Origin of the sequence: Pseudomonas sp. BN607, assembly GCF_029871175.1 — a bacterium.
GTDB lineage: Bacteria > Pseudomonadota > Gammaproteobacteria > Pseudomonadales > Pseudomonadaceae > Aquipseudomonas.
In genome coordinates, this window is the sequence record NZ_SSOE01000019.1 from 145,046 (window position 1) to 163,187 (window position 18,142).

Sequence of the window (18,142 nt, forward strand, 5' to 3'; positions counted from 1 at the left end):
GCCGGGTTGGAGATTACCCTTGTTTCGTCTTAACGCTGTACGCGCAAGCCACTTCCTGCCTTCACTGCTCCTGTTGGTGGCAGGGCTCGCCGCAGCCTATGTGAGAGACCTCAGTGTTTTCTTCACATCGCTGTTCAACGTCCTGCCCACCTTGGTCCTGCTACTGGGGGGCGCCTATTGCGCGGTGTACCGCCGTCAGCGTGAGCTGTTCCTGATGCTCACGGTGTACATTGCCTACTTTCTGCTCGATACGCAGACGGACTTCTACCGTGACCATGGCCGCGTGCGCGAGGACGCCGCGGTGATCTTCCACCTGGTGTGCCTGCTGCTGCCGGCGCTGTTCGGGCTGTACGGAGCCTGGCAGGAACGCACCCACCTGCTGCAGGACCTGATCGCCCGTGGCGCCGTGCTGTTCGCTGTCGGCAGCGTGGCAGTGGCCCTGGAGCAAAGCTACCCCGAGGCGTTGCTCAGCTGGCTGGCGGAGATCCGCTGGCCGGCGTTGCATGGCCAGTGGATGAGCCTGATCCAGCTGGTCTACCCGCTGTTCTTCGGTGTGTTCATCCTGCTGGTGGTGCAATACCTGCGCGCCCCACGGCCGCTGCACGCGGCGCAGGTGATTGGCCTGCTGGGCATCTTCTGGATGCTGCCGCAAACCTTCATCCTGCCGTTCACCCTGAACATCATGTGCAGCCAGGTGATGCTGATGATTGCAGCTGCGGTCGCTCACGAGGCTTACCAAATGGCCTTCCGCGACGAACTGACCGGGCTGCCGGGGCGGCGTGCGCTGAACGAGCGCATGCAGCGTCTGGGGCGCAATTATGTGATCGCAATGACCGACGTCGACCACTTCAAGAAATTCAACGACACCCACGGCCACGACGTCGGCGACCAGGTGCTGCGCCTGGTCGCCAGCCGCTTGTCCAAGGTCACCGGCGGTGGCCGCGCCTACCGTTATGGTGGCGAGGAATTCGCCTTGGTGTTTGCCGGCAAGACCGCCGAGGAATGCGTGCCGCACGTCGAGGCCGTGCGCGAAGTGATCGCCAACTACGTGATGCACCTGCGCGACCAGCATAGCCGCCCGCAGGATGATAGCGCCGGGCGCCAACGCCGCGCGGGCAGCAGCGGTGGCACGGTGTCGGTCACCATCAGCATTGGCGTGGCCGAGCGCCAGGCCGATCATCGCAACCCCGATGCGGTATTGAAGTGCGCGGACCAGGCGCTGTACAGCGCCAAAGGCGCAGGGCGCAATTGTGTCATGGTGCACGGTCAGCAATCGCTGCGCGGAGCCGTGCGCACTGCGTGACCAAAATTGACTGTACAGTCTACTGATGACCCTATGTCTCGTAAAAGTTGTTCGGTTACACTGGCAGTAACCCCAGTGTCGCGGTTCCTCCGAGACCGCCCCGACCCGACTATCGAGAGGTTGTCATGGCTGACTATAAAGCGCCCCTGCGCGACATGCGCTTCGTACTCAATGAAGTGTTCAACGTGGCCGAGCAGTGGGCGCAGTTGCCCGGGCTGGCCGAAGTTGTCGATGCCGATACGGCCATGGCCGTGCTGGAAGAAGCCGGCAAGGTCACCGCCAGGTCTATCGCACCGCTCAGCCGCGCGGCCGATGAAGAGGGTTGCCACTGGGACAACGGCGCGGTACGCACCCCGGCCGGCTTCACAGAGGCCTACAACACCTACGCCGAAGGCGGCTGGGTAGGTGTGGGCGGCGACCCGGTGTTCGGTGGCATGGGCATGCCCAAGGCCATCTCGGCCCAGGTCGAGGAAATGGTCAATGCGTCCAGCCTGTCCTTCGGGTTGTACCCGATGCTGACCGCCGGTGCCTGCCTGTCGATCAACGCCCATGCCAGTGAAGCGTTGAAGGAAAAATACCTGCCGAACATGTATGCCGGCGTTTGGGCTGGCTCCATGTGCCTGACCGAGCCGCATGCCGGCACCGACCTGGGCATCATTCGCACCAAGGCCGAACCGCAGGCTGACGGCAGCTACAAGGTCAGCGGCACCAAGATATTCATCACCGGTGGCGAGCATGACCTGACCGAAAACATCATCCACCTGGTGCTGGCCAAGCTGCCGGATGCACCGGCGGGGCCGAAAGGCATTTCACTGTTCCTGGTGCCGAAGTTCCTGGTGAACGAAGACGGTAGCCTGGGCGCGCGCAACCCGGCTACCTGCGGCTCGATCGAGCACAAGATGGGCATCCAGGCCTCGGCTACCTGCGTGATGAACTTCGACGAGGCAGTCGGCTACATCGTCGGTGAGCCGAACAAGGGCTTGGCGGCCATGTTCACCATGATGAACTACGAGCGCCTGGGCGTTGGTATCCAGGGCCTGGCCTCGGCTGAGCGTTCCTACCAGAACGCCGTGGAATACGCCCGCGACCGCCTGCAGAGCCGCGCCCCGACCGGCCCGCAGGCCAAGGACAAGGCCGCCGACCCGATCATCGTCCACCCGGACGTGCGGCGCATGCTGCTGACCATGAAGGCGCTTATCGAGGGTGGCCGCGCCTTCTCCACCTATGTGGCCATGCAGTTGGACAGTGCCAAGTTCAGTGAAGACGCCAGTGTGCGCAAACGCAGCGAAGAGCTGGTGGCACTGCTGACGCCAGTGGCCAAAGCCTTCCTCACTGACCTGGGCCTGGAGTGCACCGTGCATGGCCAGCAGGTATTTGGCGGGCATGGCTATATTCGCGAGTGGGGCCAAGAGCAGTTGGTACGTGATGTGCGCATCACCCAGATCTACGAAGGCACCAACGGTATTCAGGCCCTCGACTTGATGGGGCGCAAGGTGGTGGCGAGCGGCGGGGCCTACTACAAGCTGTTCTCTGACGAGATTCGCCAGTTCATTGCCAGCGCGGGTAGCGAGCTGAATGAGTTTGCCAAGCCCTTGGCAGCTTCGCTCGACCAGCTCGATGGGCTGACCGAGTGGGTGCTGCAGCAAGCCAAAGGGAACCCGAATGAAATTGGCGCGGCGTCGGTCGAGTACCTGCATGCCTTTGGCTATGTTGCCTATGGCTACATGTGGGCACTGATGGCGCGGGCTGCGCAGGCGGGTGAGGGGGATGCTGCGTTCTATTCGGGCAAGCTGGGTACCGCGCGGTTCTACTTTGCACGTTTGCTGCCACGGGTGGATTCGCTGGTGGCATCGGTGAAGGCGGGGAGCGAGTCGCTTTACCTGCTGGATGCCGAGCAGTTCTGACAGATTCTGGGGCCGCTTTGCGGCCCATCGCGACGCAAGGCCGCTCCCACAGGTATCGCGTAGATTTGGACAGTTGCGCGGTCCCATGTGGGAGCGGCCTTGTGTCGCGATGGGCTGCGCAGCAGCCCCAATTCCCGGTATATCTGGGAATAAATCCCTTTGTAAGCTTTTTCCTACACGACGTGGTGACTTTTCACCACTGTTCTCAGATTGGATCCACGGTTAATCTTTAACACATGGACGTTGCGCAGGAAGCGCAAAGGACAGATCAAGGACGACGACGAAGGACCACCTGCCAGGATGGCGGGGCGATACGGATGTCACAGGGAAACAGTCTGGGAAACCCCGCTTCGGCGGGGTTTTCTTTGTGCGCGTTTTTTCAGGCCAGCACATCCAGCGGCGATGCTCCCAACAGCCGGACATCCGCCTCTTCCTCGAGCAGCGTGCGCAGCAGCTCCACCGAGGCCTGCTGGCGCTGGGCATCGCGGAACACCAGGCCAACCTTCAGCGGCACCCGCGGCTCGCTCAACGGCTTCCACAGCAAGCCCTGATCATCTTCGGCAGCGTCCTTGGCCCGGCCCGGCAGAATCGTTGCCAGCGCCGTGTGCGCCAGGCTGTCGAGAATCCCCGCCATGTTGTTCATCTCTGCCTGCACCTGCGGCCGTCGCCCTTGGCTGGCCAGCTGCGCCTGCCAGATCTGGCGGATCTGGAACTCCTCGCCCAGCATCAGCATGGGCAATTCGGCGGCTTGGCGGATGGACACCTTCTTGAAGTCCTTCAGTGGGTGTGTGGCCGGGATCACCAGTTGCAGCTCATCCTCATACAACAGCAGGCCATGCAAGCCAGGCTGGCGCGGCGGCAGGTAGCTGATGCCGATGTCCAGGCTGCCGTTGAGCAAGCGCCTCTCGATCTCCAGCCCCGATAGTTCGTAGATCTGCACGACAAGGTGCGGCTGCGCCTTGCGCAGCCGTTCCAGCAGCTGCGGTACCAGGCTTGGCCGCACGGTCTGCAATACACCGATGGCCAAGGTGCGCAGCGACTGGCCCTTGAAGTTGCGCATGGCCTCATGGGCGCGTTGCAGGCCGTCGAGTAGCGGCAGGGCATGGTTGTACAAGGTATGGGCCGCCAGGGTCGGCAGCAGGCGCTTGTTGCTGCGCTCGAACAGGCTCAGGTCAAGGCTATGTTCCAGCTGACGGATCTGCTGTGAAAGCGCCGGCTGGGACAGCGACAGGCGCTCGGCGGCGCGGCCGACATGGCCTTCTTCGTAGACCGCGACGAAATAACGCAGTTGGCGGAAATCCATAAGTAACACTTATCGAAAATGCTGGAAAAACGAAATGGTCGAAAACCCTTCTGAGGCCTAGTCTATCGCCGTATTCCAACGGGTTACAGCGATCAATCGATCGATTGTTACCCCGGATGAAAAACACTTTTGATAGGCAAGGCAAAATATCGAGTGGCGGCACCAAGACCGCCCCGTGCCCGCCCCTTACCGTGCATGGCTGGAGCCCTGATGAACCTGTTCAACCTGCGCCGCTCGGCCGCTGTTGCGGCCGCCGAGCCCAAGCGCGCGGCGGTGATCGTGCCGCCAGCCGACGAGATATCGCGGGAGCGCCTGATGCCCAGCGCGGAACGCGCAGCGCAGGTTTTCGTGCGTGGCCAGGGCTCATGGTTATGGGACAGCGACGGGCATGCCTATCTGGATTTCACCCAAGGTGGCGCGGTGAACAGCCTGGGCCACAGCCCCAGCGCGTTGGTGAAGGCGCTGGGCAATCAGGCCCAGGCATTGATCAACCCGGGTTCTGGCTTTCACAGCCGTGGCCTGCTAGGGCTGGTCAACCGCCTGTGCCAGAGCACCGGCAGCGACCAGGCCTATTTGCTCAACAGCGGTGCCGAAGCTTGCGAGGGCGCGATCAAGCTGGCGCGCAAGTGGGGCCAGCTGCACCGCAACGGCGCCTATCACATCATCACCGCTACCCAGGCCTGCCATGGCCGCAGCCTGGGCGCACTGTCGGCGTCTGACCCCCTGCCGTGCAACCGCTGCGAGCCCGGCCTGCCGGGTTTCAGCAAAGTGCCGTTCAATGACCTGGCGGCCCTGCACGCCGAGGTGGACTCGCGCACCGTGGCGATCATGCTGGAACCTGTCCAGGGCGAGGCAGGGGTAATTCCGGCCACACAGGAATACCTCAAGGGTGTGGAAACGCTGTGCCGCGAACTGGGCATCCTGCTGATCCTCGATGAGGTGCAGACCGGCATTGGCCGCTGTGGCGCGCTGCTGGCCGAAGAAACCTACGGGGTGCGCGCCGACATCATCACCTTGGGCAAGGGCCTGGGCGGCGGCGTACCGCTGGCGGCGTTGCTGGCCCGAGGTACTGCGTGCTGCGCTGCGCCGGGCGAGCTGGAAGGCAGCCACCACGGCAACGCGCTGATGTGCGCCGCAGGCCTGGCCGTGCTGGATACCGTGCTGGAGCCTGGTTTCTTTGCCCAGGTGCAAGACCATGGCCGCCATTTGCGCGAAGGGCTGAGCCGCCTGGCCGGGCGCTATGGCCAGGGCGAAGTGCGCGGGCAAGGGCTGCTGTGGGCGCTGCAACTGAAAGAAAACCTGGCCCGCGAGCTGGTGGCGGCGGCCTTGCACGAAGGCTTGCTGCTGAATGCTCCCCAAACGGATGTGGTGCGCTTTTCACCGGCCCTGACCGTGAGCAAAGGCAACATCAATGAAATGCTGCTGCGCCTGGCACGTGCCTTCACCCGCCTGCATGCCCAGCAGCAGGCCCGCCACGTAGTGCCGGCATAGCGGCCTGGCAAAGAATTCAACGAACCGTCTGGCGTTCCTGCGCATCGCCCCTGGCCTGTTTCATTCGGCCCGGGGCGTTTTTTTTTGCCTGTGGAACCTCTGTGGCGGGCGGCTAGTCTTTGATGTAACCCTTTAGGAGAGACTCGCATGGACTTTATTCGCATCATCATCGCCATTCTTCTGCCACCGCTGGGCGTGTTTCTGCAGGTGGGGTTTGGCGGAGCGTTCTGGCTGAATATTCTGCTGACCCTGCTGGGGTACATTCCGGGTATCGTGCATGCGGTGTATATCATCGCCAAGCGCTGATACAGGCAGAGATTGGCCCCTGTAGGAGCAGCACAAGGTTGCTTCTACAGGGTGCGCTGGGCTACTGCATCAACACCCGGCAATAGAATTTCCACTCTTCCTCCAAGGCGTGCGCCAGGTTCTCCGCGTTGCGGAACCCATGCCGCTCCCCCGCATAAAAGTGCCCTTCAGCGTCGATCCCGTTGGCCTGCAACGCTGCCAACATCGAGCGTGTCTGCTCCGGCACCACTACCGCATCCAGCTCGCCCTGGAAGAAAATCACCGGCACCTTGATCTGCTCCGCATGCATCAGCGGCGTGCGCTGGTGATAGCGTTCAGCGTCCTGCTGCGGGTCGCCGATCAGCCAATTCAGGTAATCCCCCTCGAACTTGTGGGTGGCACGGCCCAGGGCTACCGGGTCGCTGACCCCGTACAGGCTGGCGCCCGCGCGAAACATGTCATGGAACGCCAACGCGCAGAGCGTGGTGTAGCCCCCGGCGCTACCGCCGCGGATGAACGCCTTGCGTTTGTCGACCACCCCTTGAGCCGCCAGGTATTCGACCACCGCGCAGGCATCGGCCACATCGCTTTCACCCCAGCGTAGGTGCAGTGCCTGGCGGTATTCCCGGCCATAGCCGGTGCTGCCCCGGTAGTTGAGATCGGCCACGGCAAAGCCGCGCTGGGTCCAATATTGGATGCGTGGGTCGAGCACGGGATAGCAAGCCGAGGTTGGCCCGCCGTGAATGAATACGACCAGGGGTGCTGCACCTTTCGACTGCGCCGGCGGGTAGAAGAAACCATGGGCCAGTTCGCCTTCACCGCCATAGTGGATCGACTGAGGCAGACTGATTTGCCCTGCCGGCAGTATTTCGGCACCACCGGCCAGCACGCGCACTTCGTGGTTGCTGCGGTCAATGGCAATGACTGCCGGCGGGCTGATGGGCGAGGCGGCAATGGCATAGAGGTTCTCGGCGTCCATGGCCAGGCTGCGAAAGCGTGTATAGGCACTGGCGAAGCGCTCCATGCGGCCGTCTTCACCACGTAGACCCAATTGCCCGAAGCCTTCTTCGAACCAGCTGGCCAAGTAGCGTTGCGGGCCCAGTGCCAACCAGGTACAGGTGCCCAATTGCCAAGGCGCAGCCGCATGGTCTGCCGGTGCGGCAGGCAACGCCTGCCATTGGCCATCGACCTCACCCCAAGGTTGCCAGAAGCCATTGCGATCGGACAGGCAGTAGAGCCGCCCTTCGCCATCGAAGCGTGGCTGTTGCAGCGATTCCTCTGCGGCGGCTACACAGTGCGCCGGCCCCCAGTGGCCGCTGGCATCCCTCTCGCGATACATCAGCCGGGTGACGGTCCAGGGCTGTGCCGGGCGATCCCATTCGACCCATGCCAGGCGCTGGCCATCGGCACTGACAGTAGGCGAGGCGTAAAAGTCGGCGCCCTCTGCAAGCACCTCGCGGCTGCTGTTAGCCAATGCGACCAGGCGATGCTCTACCTGCTCGGCATGGCGTTCTTCGACGGCCAACACTTGGCCGTCGTGCCACTGCACATCGCCGTAGCGGCAGCTGACATCCTGAGTCAGCGCACGCGGTAGCGAATCGTCCAGCGGCTGGGTGTAGACCTGCTGGTCCTTTTCGTTGACGAACACCAGCCCGTCGCCACCCAGGCAGAAGCTGCCGCCGCCATACTCATAGACCCGGCTACGTACGCTGAAACCGTCCGGGGTGAGGCAGCGGGCCTGGTAGTGCAGCCAGTGCCAGACACGGCAAGCACCATCGGCGGGTCGGAACTCGTTCCAGAACAGCCCGTCGGCACTGACTTTGAGTTCAGCGAAGTCGGTGCCGGCAGCAACCGCCTGTGCCGCGCTGAATTCAGCCACGGGCGATGACACGGGAGTTTCGATCATTGCGGAAAGTCATCTGTTCAATGGCGAGCTCGGCGGTTTCCGCCTCCTCGCGGGCCTTGAGGATGATGCCGTGCTCGGCCGACTTGGCGCACACCGGGTCGGCGTTGCTGGCATCACCGGTCAGCATGAAGGCCTGGCAGCGACAGCCGCCGAAGTCCTTTTCCTTCTCGTCGCAGGAGCGGCACGGTTCGCGCATCCACTCGTATCCCCGGAAGCGGTTGAAACCGAACGACTCATACCAGATATGGTGCAGGTCGTGGTCGCGTACGTTGGGGAACTGCACCGGCAGCTGGCGGGCGCCGTGGCAGGGCAGCGCGGTGCCGTCCGGGGTAATGGTGAGGAACAGATTGCCCCAGCCGTTCATGCAGGCCTTGGGGCGTTCTTCATAGTAGTCCGGGGTGACGAATATCAGCTTGCACGGGTTGCCATCGGCCTTCAGCTTGTCGCGGTATTCGTTGGTGATGCGCTCGGCCCGTTCCAGCTGCGCTCGGGTTGGCAGCAGGCCCAGGCGGTTGAGGTGCGCCCAGCCGTAGAACTGGCAAGTAGCCAGCTCGACGAAATCGGCCTCAAGGGCGATACACAGCTCGATGATGCGGTCGACCTTGTCGATGTTGTGCCGGTGGGTGACGAAGTTGAGCACCATCGGGTAGCCGTGGGCTTTCACTGCACGGGCCATTTCAAGCTTCTGCGCAAAGGCCTTCTTCGAGCCGGCCAGCAGGTTGTTGACCTGTTCATCGCTGGCCTGGAAGCTGATCTGGATATGGTCCAGGCCGGCCTTCTTGAAGTCGGCGATTCGCGCTTCTGTCAGGCCGATGCCCGAAGTGATCAGGTTGGTGTAGTAACCCAGCCGTCGGGCCTCACCGATCAGCTCGACGAGGTCCTGGCGTACCAGTGGTTCACCGCCGGAAAAGCCGATTTGCGCGGCGCCCATTTGCCGAGCCTCGGCCATTACCTTGAACCACTGTTCGGTGCTCAGCTCCTGGCCCTGGGCGGCGAAGTCCAGCGGGTTAGAGCAGTAAGGGCACTGCAGCGGGCAGCGGTAGGTCAGCTCGGCGAGCAGCCACAGCGGCAGGCCGACTTCGGGCGTAGGCGGCACATCAGGCGAGGACGATCCAGTGTTCGGCACGGGCCACCTCCATAAACTGCTCGATGTCTTCGGCTACTTCGGGCACATCGGGGAATTGCTGCTCGAGTTCGCTGATGATTGCGGCCACGTCGCGCTGGCCGTCGATCAGGCCACCGATCAGGCTGGCGCTGTCGTTCAGCTTGATCATGCCTTCGGGGTAGAGCAACACATGGCCCTTTTGCGCTGGCTCGTACTGGAAGCGGTAGCCTGGCCGCCAGCTCGGCACCTGATTGCGATCAAAACTCATAGGGTAATCCCCTTGTGCCACACCCGGTCCTGGGTGACGGAGTGATAAGGCGGGCGGTTCAGCTCGTAGGCCATGCTCATGGCGTCGAGCATGCTCCAGAGGATATCCAGCTTGAACTGCAAGATCTCCAGCATACGCTCCTGGCCCGCGCGGGTGGTGTAGTGCTGCAAGGTAATCGCCAGGCCGTGCTCCACGTCACGCCGGGCCTGGCCCAGGCGGGTGCGGAAGTACTCGTAGCCAGCGGGGTCGATCCACGGGTAGTGCTGCGGCCAGCTGTCCAGGCGTGACTGGTGGATTTGCGGGGCGAACAATTCGGTCAGCGAGCTGCTGGCCGCTTCCTGCCAGCTGGCCCGCCGGGCAAAGTTGACGTAGGCGTCCACGGCAAAGCGCACGCCAGGCAATACCAGTTCTTGCGAGCGCAATTGGTCCGGATCCAGCCCGACCGCCTGGCCCAGGCGCAACCAGGCTTCGATGCCGCCATCCTCACCGGGGGCACCATCGTGGTCGAGCAGGCGCTGGATCCACTCGCGGCGCACTTCACGGTCCGGGCAGTTGGCCAGGATCGCAGCATCCTTCATCGGGATGTTGACCTGATAGTAGAAACGGTTGGCAACCCAGCCCTGGATCTGCTCGCGGGTGGCGCGACCTTGGTACATCGCCACGTGGTAGGGGTGGTGAATGTGGTAGTAGGCGCCCTTGGCGCGCAGGGCCTGCTCGAATTCGGCAGGGGACATTGGCAGTGCGTCGCTCATTCGGCTGGCTCCTGTAAAGCGATTGTCAGGCCTGACACTATTCACCCTGTGGAAGCGGGCAGGCCGCTTCCATAGAGTCTGTGTCGCTTCACGGACTGTTTTACAACTCGATGCTCATGCCGTCGAAGGCCACTTCCACGCCCCGGCGCAACACTTCGGCGCGTTCGGGCGAGTCTTCATCGAGAATCGGGTTGGTGTTGTTGATGTGGATAAGCACTTTGCGCTGGCGCGGGAAGGCATCGAGCACCTCCAGCATGCCGCCCGGGCCGTTCTGCGCCAGGTGGCCCATCTCGCGGCCAGTGCGAGTGCCGACACCACGGCGTTGCATTTCATCGTCCTCCCACAGGGTGCCGTCGACCAGCAGGCAGTCGGCGCCGTGCATCATCGCCAGCAGCTTTTCGTCGACCTGGCCCAGGCCCGGGGCGTAGAACAGCTTGCCGCCAGTGCGGGTGTCCTCGACCAGCAAACCGAGGTTGTCGCCCGGGTGGGGGTCGAAGCGATGCGGCGAGTAAGGTGGTGCGGCGCTGCGCAGCGGGAACGGGGTGAAGCGCAGGTTGGGGCATGCGTCGATCACGAAGCTGCCTTGCAGTTCGATGCGGTTCCACTGCAGGCCGCCGTTCCAGTGGCTGAGCATGTTGAACAGCGGGAAGCCGGTGGTGAGGTCCTGGTGGACCATGTCGGTGCACCACACCTGATGCGGACAGCCTTCGCGCAGGCTCAGCAGGCCGGTGGTGTGGTCGATCTGGCTGTCCAGCAGGACGATGGCGTTAATACCGGTGTCGCGCAGGGCACGGGCCGGCTGCATGGGCGCAAAGGCCTGCAGCTGGGCGCGGATGTCGGGCGAGGCATTGCAGAGCACCCAGTGGACGCCGTCGTCAGACAGGGCGATGGACGATTGGGTGCGCGCCGTCGCACGCAGGGTACCGTCACGGTAGCCCTTGCAGTTGGCGCAGTTGCAGTTCCACTGCGGGAACCCGCCACCGGCGGCGGAGCCGAGAACCTGAATGTACATGGCCACTCTCTTTGCTGTGCGAAATCCGTATCTGAAAAACGAAAACGCCCCGGCGGGCCGAGGCGTGGAACCGTAAGCCGGGCTTAGCGGTTAGCGAAGTACATGGTGACTTCGAAGCCGATACGCAGATCAGTGTATGCAGGTTTGGTCCACATGGGATTACTCCTTCCGGATGGGTTTGAGGTTGCTCAGCTACTACTTGGGTACCGCCAGACGCAGGAGGTTCCCGGAACTGGGATTGCGCTATCTTACAAGAAAAATTTGTACCGAAAGGTTAATTATTCGAAAAGTGCCATTGCAGTTGGCGTAACAATTAATGCCTTGCGACCTGCCAGGAAGTATCTGGCGCGGCAGCGTTGGCCAGGCATAGCCAGCTGGCACCCGCATCGAGCAGGTTGCCTAGCAACTGGTCCAGATCCGACTGCCGCGTGTTCAGGATAGCTGCGCGTAGGGTATCCAACCTGACGGGTTGTGTGGCCAGGTGTGTCTGCCATGCCCATTCGGCGACGTCTGCGTTGGCCATGGCGGCCTCGTCGAATTGTTCGGCCAACGCCTGGCGAGCTGCCGGGTCAAGGGTAACGCCTTGGCCTAGCAAGGTGCGCAGGTGGTCGAGGACCTGTGCCTGGCTGGTGTGTGGTGATTGCACCCCGAACAGCAGGCCGCCGACGCCTTCGACCTGACGAAAGGCGCTGAAAATCGCATAGCCAAGTTGCAGCTCGACCCGCAGGCGTTGGTAGATCGGCCCTTGTAGCAACTGGGCGAGCAAGCGGCCCGGCGCTTCTTCGGCCGCCGCCAGGGGGCAGAACAGCAGCAGGGCGTGTTCACTGCCTGACACAGCGGCGTGCTGCCAGCGATGGTTGACCCAGCTGGGCACAGGCTCAGGTTGCCCGCCTTGCCCCGGGCAGTGCTGCAAAACGTTCCCCAAGGTATTTAATGCGGCATCGTCGAAGCCTGCGGCCAAGCCCTGCCAGTGCGACTGCTGCCACAGGTGGTCGAGTTGATCTTGTTGCAGCGTGCAGGCAGGTGCGGCGGCGGGCAGGGTGCCCAGTACTGCATCCGGCAGCTGCTTGAGCAAGGCCCGAATCGGGATCAGGGCCGGCGGCTGCGGTGTGCAGGGCTGCCAGCAGCTAGCTGGCGGCTTGACCACCAATGCCAAGGCTTGCTCCACGGCGTGCAACACCGCTGCCGGCTGCCCGGTGCAGCGTAACTGCCAGTATTCCCCGGCAGTCGTGAACTGCAGTTGCACCGAGGCCCTTGCACAGCGTTCTTGCAGGGGCACCAGTGCCTGTTCAAGCACGCCGTGCAGGTGATGGCGCAGCGGCGAAGGTACGTGCCAGCGCAGATAGAGTGCCGCGTATTGGCGGGCAGCAGGGAGCTGGTCACAGATTTTCAGTGCTGCAGGCACAGGCTGCGTGCTGGCGTGGGGCAAATCAGCCATCAGCAATGGTTCGACCTGGGGCAATTGCCACTGGCCTTGATCGCTGCGTGGCAAGCCATCAAGCAAGGCACGCAGCGCCTGCAAGCCCTGTGCATCCAGTTTGGCGAACGGCTGGCCGGAGCTGTCCCGGCGGGCGAGTTCAAGCGCACTGGCGGCCTGCTCGCGGCTGCGCAGCAGCAGGCCGAATTCCTGGTTCAACTGCTCAAGATCAGCCCGGTGGATGAGCCCGAACCAACCGTGCAGCAGGGTGCAGGCGTCGTCCGGGCAGGCGTCGGCGCTGAGCTTCAGGTCGAGCTGCCACAACAGTTGCCCGGCATGGGCATACAGTTTTTCGGCCTTGAAGCCCTGCACCCAGCCACGTTCGCGAAGTGCACCCAGCCAAGTGCCGGGGCGGCTGTCGTCAAGGCAGGCTATCAGCAGTTCCAGCGCCTGCTCGGCCCCGCTGGGAAGGTGCTCGTGCGAGAAGACCAGCGGGGTAGCCGTCGCTGGCAGTGGCGGCGGCGGCATTTGCGGCACCTGCTCACCTGCGGCGAATAGCTCGGCATGTTGTCGGCCAAGTTGCTCAAGCTCATCCAGCGGCTGCGGCCCGCACAGGCTCAAGGTGACCTGGCCGCCTTGGTAGAAACGCTCGTGAAAGCCTGCAAGCGCTTGCTGGAAGGCTGGATGCTGCAGGGCCAGCGTGTATCGATTGCCTGCCTGAAAACTACCCAGCGGATGCCCCGGTGACACTGACTGCAGTAAGGCGAACTGCTGCTGGGCCTGGGGGTTGCGCGACCAGGCGATGAACTCGGCGTGGATCACTTCCCGCTCGCGGCGTTGGCGTTCAATGCCCAGGTCCGGGGCGGCCAACATCTGGCACAGGCGCTCAAGGCCTCCGCTCAGGGCATTGGGTGGCACTTCGAAGAAAAAGTCGGTGGCACGTTCGCGGGTGCTGGCGTTGACCTGGCCGCCCAGAGCCTGCACATAGCGCATCAAGCCATCTTCCAGCGGGAAGCGCTTGGTGCCCAGAAAGAACAGGTGCTCAAGGAAATGCGCCAGGCCGGGCCATTGCGTCGGGGCATCGTGGCTGCCCGCGTGCACCCGCAGTGCGGCGGCCGAACGCTTCAGGCGCGGGGCGTGGCGCAGGGTCAGTTGCAGGCCGTTGGCGAGGGTGAGGTGGCGGGTGGTTTCAGGCATGGGAACTCCGGGCAGGTGTTCATGCTAACCCATTTGTGTGAGCAGGCCCGGCCTCTTCGCGGGCGGGCCCGCTCCCACAGGTTCAGTGTGATGTGCAGATCGACACCAATTCTGTGGGAGTGGCCATACCCGCGAGTGGGCCGTCAGCCTCTACGCAGGTGCAGCGCCTGGCGCAGGTCTGTCAGGTAAGGAAATGCCTCCCGCCCCTGCACCACCCGCTCATGTTCCAGTTCCGCCAGCAGCAGGCACTCATCCCGCCCGGCCATCGCCAGCAGGCTGCCATCCGGGCCGATGATGCTGCTCTGCCCGCAATAATGGATCGGGTCTTCCGCGCCGCAATAGTTGGCATACACCAGGTAGCACTGGTTTTCCTGCGCCCGCGCCCTCACGGTGACCTGGCATATGAAGTCGTACGGGGTCATGTTCGCCGTCGGTACCAGGATCAGTTCGGCACCGTCCAGCGCCAAGCGTCGGGCATTCTCCGGGAACTCGATGTCGTAACAGATCAGCAGCCCGACCTTCCAGCCCTCCAGTTCCACCACCGGGAAGTGATCGGAGCCGGCGCTGAACATCGAGCGGTCTAGCTCTCCGAACAGGTGAGTCTTGCGGTAGTTGCTCAGGTTGCGGCCCTGTGCATCGATCAACTGCACACTGTTGTAGATCGCCCCATCATCGCCACGCTCGGGGTAGCCATAGACGATAGCGATACGGTGCGCCTGGGCAATCTCCACCACGTCCATCGCCGCTGGGCCATCGTTGGCTTCGGCCAGCCGCTCCACCTGGGCCAGGCCGATGTTATAGCCGGTCAGGAACATTTCCGGGCACACCAGCAGCTGTGCGCCGCGTTTGGCTGCCAGCTGCGCCTGGTCGCGCAGCCGTTGCAGGTTGCCGGGCACGTCCAGTGGCTTGGGTTCGCCCTGGAACAGAGCAATGAGCATGGCGTCTCCTTGTGTCAGTCTGCCAGGGCGATCGGGCCGATTTCATCGAACACGTCACCCGGGCCTGGGTTGTCCGGGTGGGTGCTGCCACCGAAGTGATTCATGATACCCCACACCGCATTCAGCGATGTCTGCACTGCGCCTTCCACCCAGGCCGGCGTCCACGACACGTCGTCACCGGCGATGAACATGCCGCGCTGCTCGGCTGGCATGTCCTGCTGCATGAAGTGCGCGTACATGCGCTGGTTATAGCGGTAGTGGCCCGGCAGTGCGCCCTTGAAGGCGCCCAGGAAATGCGGGTCGGCCTCCCAGGAAATGGTGATCGGGTCGCCGATGATATGCCCGGCAATGTCGGTCTTCGGGTAGATTTTCTTCAGCGCATCCAGGGCCAGTTGCACGCGCTTTTCCACCGGGTGCGGCAGCATCTTCAACGCATCGCTCATCCACGCGTAGGACAGGCAGATCACCCCCGGTTTGTCGTCACCGTTGTCGAACAGGTAGGTGCCGCGGGTGAGCCGGTCGGTAAGGGTCATGCTCATCAAGTCGCGCCCGGTTTGCGGGTCCTTGTCCTTCCAGAACGGCCGGTCGACCATGACGAAGGTCTTGGACGACTGCATGTAGCGGGTGCGGTCCAGGGCCATCCACATCTTCTGCGAGAACAGCGATTCCTCGCAGTCGATCTGGGTGGTCAGCAGCCAGGTCTGGCAGGTGGCGAGCACGGCGCTGTAGTGGCGGGTATCCCCCCAGTTGTCGGTGACGGCCAGGCGGCCATCAGCGGCGCGTGCGATGCGCTTCACCCCGGTACGTGGCGCGCCACCATGCAGCGCGCTCAGGCTGGTGCCCTCTAGCCAATGTACGCAGCGCTCCGGCACATGGCGCCAGATACCTTGTGGCACTTGCTCCACCCCGCCGACCACCAGGTGCTGGTGATCGTCGCAGTTGGTCATCACCACGCGGAAAATTTCCAGCATCGAGTTGGGGAAGTCCGAGTCCCAGCCGCCGGTGCCGAAGCCGACCTGTCCGAACACTTCGCGGTGCTGGAAGCTCAGCTTGGCGAATGAACGCGAGGTAGCGACGAAGTCATAGAAAGTGCGGTCGTCCCACAGCGGTACCAGCTTGTTCCACAGCGCTTTCAGGCGCGGTACGTCACGGTCGCGGATGGCTTGCTGGATATCGGCGAACTGGGCACCGCTTTCCAGCGCGTCGGCCCAGGCATCAGCGACTTCGTGGAACAGTTGCGGCAGGTCTGTGGCTTTTTCGGCGTAGTAGGTCTGGCCTTCCAGGTCGATCACGGTGCTGCCCGACGCCGGGGTCAGCGGGTTGGGGAAAGGCTTGGTCTCCAGGCCCAGCTTGTCTACGTAGTGATAGAAGGCGGTGGACGACACCGGGAAACGCATGCCACCGAGTTCGGCGATGATCCCGTCGGTGCCGTTGAAGGCTTGCGAGCGCAGCCGGCCGCCCAGCTTGGAGGCCTCGTACACCACCGGCTTCAAGCCCATTTTCATCAGCTCGTAGGCCGCCACCAGGCCAGCGATACCGGCACCTACGATGGCCACTTCCTCACCATGGCGCTCAGCCGGAATGCTGCCCAGGCCTGCCGGATGCTCCAGCCAGTCGTCGAAGGCGAAGGGGAAGTCCGGGCCGAAGATGGTGATCGGCTTCTTGCCGTCGGCGGGGTGGCGGTTTTTCTTGTTCATGAAGTGACCTTGCCAGAGAGGCTGGGCGGGTAGCGGAGCCTGAGTATAGGAGATGCCTGGGGGTCATTTTAGGGAGTGGGCTGTTCGTTATTAAGGTGCAGAGTGTTGTCTTAATGTCGTTTGTTTCGTCTATTTGACGATAGTGATGTTGTTTTTGACGAAGTGCTTGTCTTTAGCTTTGGGGTGGGTGTGAAATCGAGCGCCGCCCGCGCGGCGCTCGATCTCACAGGCGCTGCAAATGTCTGGCTCTTACCACCTGTCAAACTGCAACCCACCACACAAAGTCCTTCGGCAATTCTGCAGGGACTGCTCGACGGGCAGGAGGCCTGATTGATCACAGCGGTTGCCCGCGATCCACCTTGCTGCTGAGAATGATCGACGTGGTGGTCTTTTCCACGCCGTCGACGCTGCCGATCTGGTCGAGCAATTGGTCCAGTTGTTCAGGCGAGTCTGTACGCAACCAGGCCACATAGTCGAACTCGCCGCTTACCGCACACAGCTGCTGCACTTGCCCCATGGCACTCAGGCGCCGCACCACCTCCTTCCCGGAACGCGGCTGCACCTTGATCCCGACATACGCCTGCAGCCCGCCGCCTGTCACGCTTTGGCCCAGGCGTACCCCATAGCCGGAAATAACCTTGTTCTTCTCCAGCCGCTCCAGTCGCGAGTTGACGGTAGTGCGGGCGATACCCAGCTGGCGGGCGAGGGTGGCAACGCTTTCGCGGGCGTTGATCTGCAATAGGGCAATCAGCTGGCGGTCGATTTCATCCAGCGTGATGGAGCGGAAGTCCGACATGGCAAGTCTCTACGGTTGGCCTGATAGCCTAGCCAGCCAGTGCCAGTCAGGGCAAGGCTAGTTCCCCACCCCCTGCTAACGCGGTCCCACAATGGGAACGCATACGCTCCGGGGGCTGCGTCTTCGGCAGTAATTCGGCATGATGAAGTGCTAGTCCAACTGGAACCTGAGCGTGAACCTCGACCACCTGCTCGAATGCTGGCGACTGGAAGTCTCCAACAAGAAAAGGCCCGGACGCCGCATCAGCCTGCTGTTCAACGTGCTGCGCCGCGCACGCAAGGACAACAAACTACATTTTCTCTTCACTTACCGCCTGGCCCAATATCTGGACGCTCGCGGTGGCCTTGCCCGGCGCCACGCTAGGCGCATGCAGCAGCGCCTCAACCTGAAGTACGCCGTGGATATCGACATCTGCGCCCAGATCGCCCCCGGCCTGCGCATCGCGCACCTGCCGGGTGTGGTGATTACCCGGCACGTGAGCATCGGGCGCAATTTCTTCATCCGCCAGAACTGCTCGATCGGCATCAAGACCCTGGGGCTGGATGAGTACGCCCTGCGCATTGGTGACAACGTCAGCATGGGTGCCGGCAGTTGCATCGTTGCCGACCGTATCGACATTGGCGATGACGTGGTGATTGGCGCGATGTCGTTGGTTAACCGAGATATTCCGGCAGGTATGACTTTCTATAACCAGCGGCAGGTCAAGATGTGGTTGCGGGAGGGGTAGGGGATCGTTGCCTGGCAGCGATGGGCAAGGAACAGTCCCTA

16 protein-coding genes are annotated in these 18,142 nt (G+C 62.9%); 5 read left to right on the forward strand and 11 right to left on the reverse strand.

Annotated features, from left to right (window positions below; translation table 11 throughout):
• Positions 1-19 precede the first annotated feature (19 nt).
• Together E8E68_RS02390 and E8E68_RS02395 are read left to right on the forward strand one after the other, a co-directional pair.
• Entirely contained in the window at positions 20-1,303 is a 1,284-nt protein-coding gene (locus E8E68_RS02390) for a GGDEF domain-containing protein (protein WP_280339499.1), read from the forward strand.
• 125 nt (positions 1,304-1,428) lie between these two features.
• A complete protein-coding gene (locus E8E68_RS02395) occupies positions 1,429-3,207 on the forward strand; it encodes an acyl-CoA dehydrogenase C-terminal domain-containing protein (RefSeq protein WP_280339500.1) in 1,779 nt (592 codons plus the stop codon).
• A gap of 379 nt (positions 3,208-3,586) precedes the next feature.
• Here the strand turns inward: E8E68_RS02395 and E8E68_RS02400 are convergent, their stop codons facing one another.
• Positions 3,587-4,510, reverse strand: a complete 924-nt coding sequence (locus E8E68_RS02400; RefSeq protein WP_266030666.1) for a LysR family transcriptional regulator — start codon at positions 4,508-4,510, stop codon at positions 3,587-3,589.
• A gap of 210 nt (positions 4,511-4,720) precedes the next feature.
• Here E8E68_RS02400 and E8E68_RS02405 point away from each other — a divergent pair, with 210 nt between their 5' ends.
• Positions 4,721-6,001 carry an aminotransferase class III-fold pyridoxal phosphate-dependent enzyme gene (locus tag E8E68_RS02405; RefSeq protein ID WP_280339502.1) on the forward strand — a complete coding sequence of 427 codons (1,281 nt, stop codon included), beginning with the start codon at positions 4,721-4,723 and terminating at the stop codon, positions 5,999-6,001.
• A 147-nt stretch (positions 6,002-6,148) separates the two neighbouring features.
• Positions 6,149-6,307 (forward strand): YqaE/Pmp3 family membrane protein, encoded by a 159-nt coding sequence (locus E8E68_RS02410; protein WP_003177654.1) that lies wholly within the window; start codon positions 6,149-6,151, stop codon positions 6,305-6,307.
• A gap of 61 nt (positions 6,308-6,368) precedes the next feature.
• Here E8E68_RS02410 and E8E68_RS02415 read toward each other — a convergent pair whose 3' ends face one another.
• From E8E68_RS02415 to E8E68_RS02460, 10 genes are all read right to left on the reverse strand, one after another.
• A complete protein-coding gene (locus E8E68_RS02415) occupies positions 6,369-8,192 on the reverse strand; it encodes a S9 family peptidase (protein WP_280339504.1) in 1,824 nt (607 codons plus the stop codon).
• On the reverse strand, positions 8,158-9,318 hold the full coding sequence (pqqE, locus tag E8E68_RS02420) for a pyrroloquinoline quinone biosynthesis protein PqqE (protein WP_266030670.1): 1,161 nt from the start codon (positions 9,316-9,318) through the stop codon (positions 8,158-8,160). Before pqqE ends, E8E68_RS02415 begins: the two co-directional genes overlap by 35 nt.
• Positions 9,290-9,565, reverse strand: coding sequence for a pyrroloquinoline quinone biosynthesis peptide chaperone PqqD (pqqD, locus tag E8E68_RS02425; RefSeq protein WP_266030673.1), 276 nt, complete (start codon positions 9,563-9,565; stop codon positions 9,290-9,292). Before pqqD ends, pqqE begins: the two co-directional genes overlap by 29 nt.
• The gene (pqqC, locus tag E8E68_RS02430) at positions 9,562-10,317 is read right to left on the reverse strand and encodes a pyrroloquinoline-quinone synthase PqqC (protein ID WP_012270176.1); all 756 of its coding nucleotides are present in this window, start codon (positions 10,315-10,317) and stop codon (positions 9,562-9,564) included. The genes pqqD and pqqC overlap by 4 nt, the downstream gene beginning before the upstream one ends.
• Positions 10,318-10,417: 100 nt before the next feature.
• Positions 10,418-11,329 carry a pyrroloquinoline quinone biosynthesis protein PqqB gene (pqqB, locus tag E8E68_RS02435; protein ID WP_110745871.1) on the reverse strand — a complete coding sequence of 304 codons (912 nt, stop codon included), beginning with the start codon at positions 11,327-11,329 and terminating at the stop codon, positions 10,418-10,420.
• 83 nt (positions 11,330-11,412) lie between these two features.
• Entirely contained in the window at positions 11,413-11,484 is a 72-nt protein-coding gene (gene pqqA, locus E8E68_RS02440; RefSeq protein WP_003243383.1) for a pyrroloquinoline quinone precursor peptide PqqA, read from the reverse strand.
• Between the two features lie 158 nt (positions 11,485-11,642).
• Positions 11,643-13,943 carry a pyrroloquinoline quinone biosynthesis protein PqqF gene (pqqF, locus tag E8E68_RS02445; RefSeq protein ID WP_280339507.1) on the reverse strand — a complete coding sequence of 767 codons (2,301 nt, stop codon included), beginning with the start codon at positions 13,941-13,943 and terminating at the stop codon, positions 11,643-11,645.
• 143 nt (positions 13,944-14,086) lie between these two features.
• On the reverse strand, positions 14,087-14,881 hold the full coding sequence (locus E8E68_RS02450; RefSeq protein ID WP_280339509.1) for a carbon-nitrogen hydrolase family protein: 795 nt from the start codon (positions 14,879-14,881) through the stop codon (positions 14,087-14,089).
• A gap of 14 nt (positions 14,882-14,895) precedes the next feature.
• Positions 14,896-16,578, reverse strand: a complete 1,683-nt coding sequence (locus tag E8E68_RS02455) for an NAD(P)/FAD-dependent oxidoreductase (RefSeq protein WP_280339510.1) — start codon at positions 16,576-16,578, stop codon at positions 14,896-14,898.
• A gap of 334 nt (positions 16,579-16,912) precedes the next feature.
• Complete coding sequence (locus tag E8E68_RS02460) at positions 16,913-17,374, reverse strand: Lrp/AsnC family transcriptional regulator (protein WP_110745867.1); 462 nt, start codon at positions 17,372-17,374, stop codon at positions 16,913-16,915.
• A gap of 172 nt (positions 17,375-17,546) precedes the next feature.
• On the opposite strand from E8E68_RS02460, the gene E8E68_RS02465 reads away from it, so the two are divergent.
• Positions 17,547-18,101 carry a serine acetyltransferase gene (locus E8E68_RS02465; RefSeq protein WP_280339513.1) on the forward strand — a complete coding sequence of 185 codons (555 nt, stop codon included), beginning with the start codon at positions 17,547-17,549 and terminating at the stop codon, positions 18,099-18,101.
• Positions 18,102-18,142 lie beyond the last annotated feature (41 nt).

What these genes read in the sequence shown, in the direction of transcription:
- E8E68_RS02395 (WP_280339500.1), top strand. Translation starts at nt 1,429, where the DNA reads ATGGCTGACTATAAAGCGCCCCTGCGCGACATGCGCTTCGTACTCAAT.
- E8E68_RS02400 (WP_266030666.1), bottom strand. Translation starts at nt 4,510, where the DNA reads ATGGATTTCCGCCAACTGCGTTATTTCGTCGCGGTCTACGAAGAAGGC.
- E8E68_RS02405 (WP_280339502.1), top strand. Translation starts at nt 4,721, where the DNA reads ATGAACCTGTTCAACCTGCGCCGCTCGGCCGCTGTTGCGGCCGCCGAG.
- E8E68_RS02410 (WP_003177654.1), top strand. Translation starts at nt 6,149, where the DNA reads ATGGACTTTATTCGCATCATCATCGCCATTCTTCTGCCACCGCTGGGC.
- E8E68_RS02415 (WP_280339504.1), bottom strand. Translation starts at nt 8,192, where the DNA reads ATGATCGAAACTCCCGTGTCATCGCCCGTGGCTGAATTCAGCGCGGCA.
- pqqD (WP_266030673.1), bottom strand. Translation starts at nt 9,565, where the DNA reads ATGAGTTTTGATCGCAATCAGGTGCCGAGCTGGCGGCCAGGCTACCGC.
- pqqC (WP_012270176.1), bottom strand. Translation starts at nt 10,317, where the DNA reads ATGAGCGACGCACTGCCAATGTCCCCTGCCGAATTCGAGCAGGCCCTG.
- pqqB (WP_110745871.1), bottom strand. Translation starts at nt 11,329, where the DNA reads ATGTACATTCAGGTTCTCGGCTCCGCCGCCGGTGGCGGGTTCCCGCAG.
- pqqF (WP_280339507.1), bottom strand. Translation starts at nt 13,943, where the DNA reads ATGCCTGAAACCACCCGCCACCTCACCCTCGCCAACGGCCTGCAACTG.
- E8E68_RS02450 (WP_280339509.1), bottom strand. Translation starts at nt 14,881, where the DNA reads ATGCTCATTGCTCTGTTCCAGGGCGAACCCAAGCCACTGGACGTGCCC.
- E8E68_RS02455 (WP_280339510.1), bottom strand. Translation starts at nt 16,578, where the DNA reads ATGAACAAGAAAAACCGCCACCCCGCCGACGGCAAGAAGCCGATCACC.
- E8E68_RS02460 (WP_110745867.1), bottom strand. Translation starts at nt 17,374, where the DNA reads ATGTCGGACTTCCGCTCCATCACGCTGGATGAAATCGACCGCCAGCTG.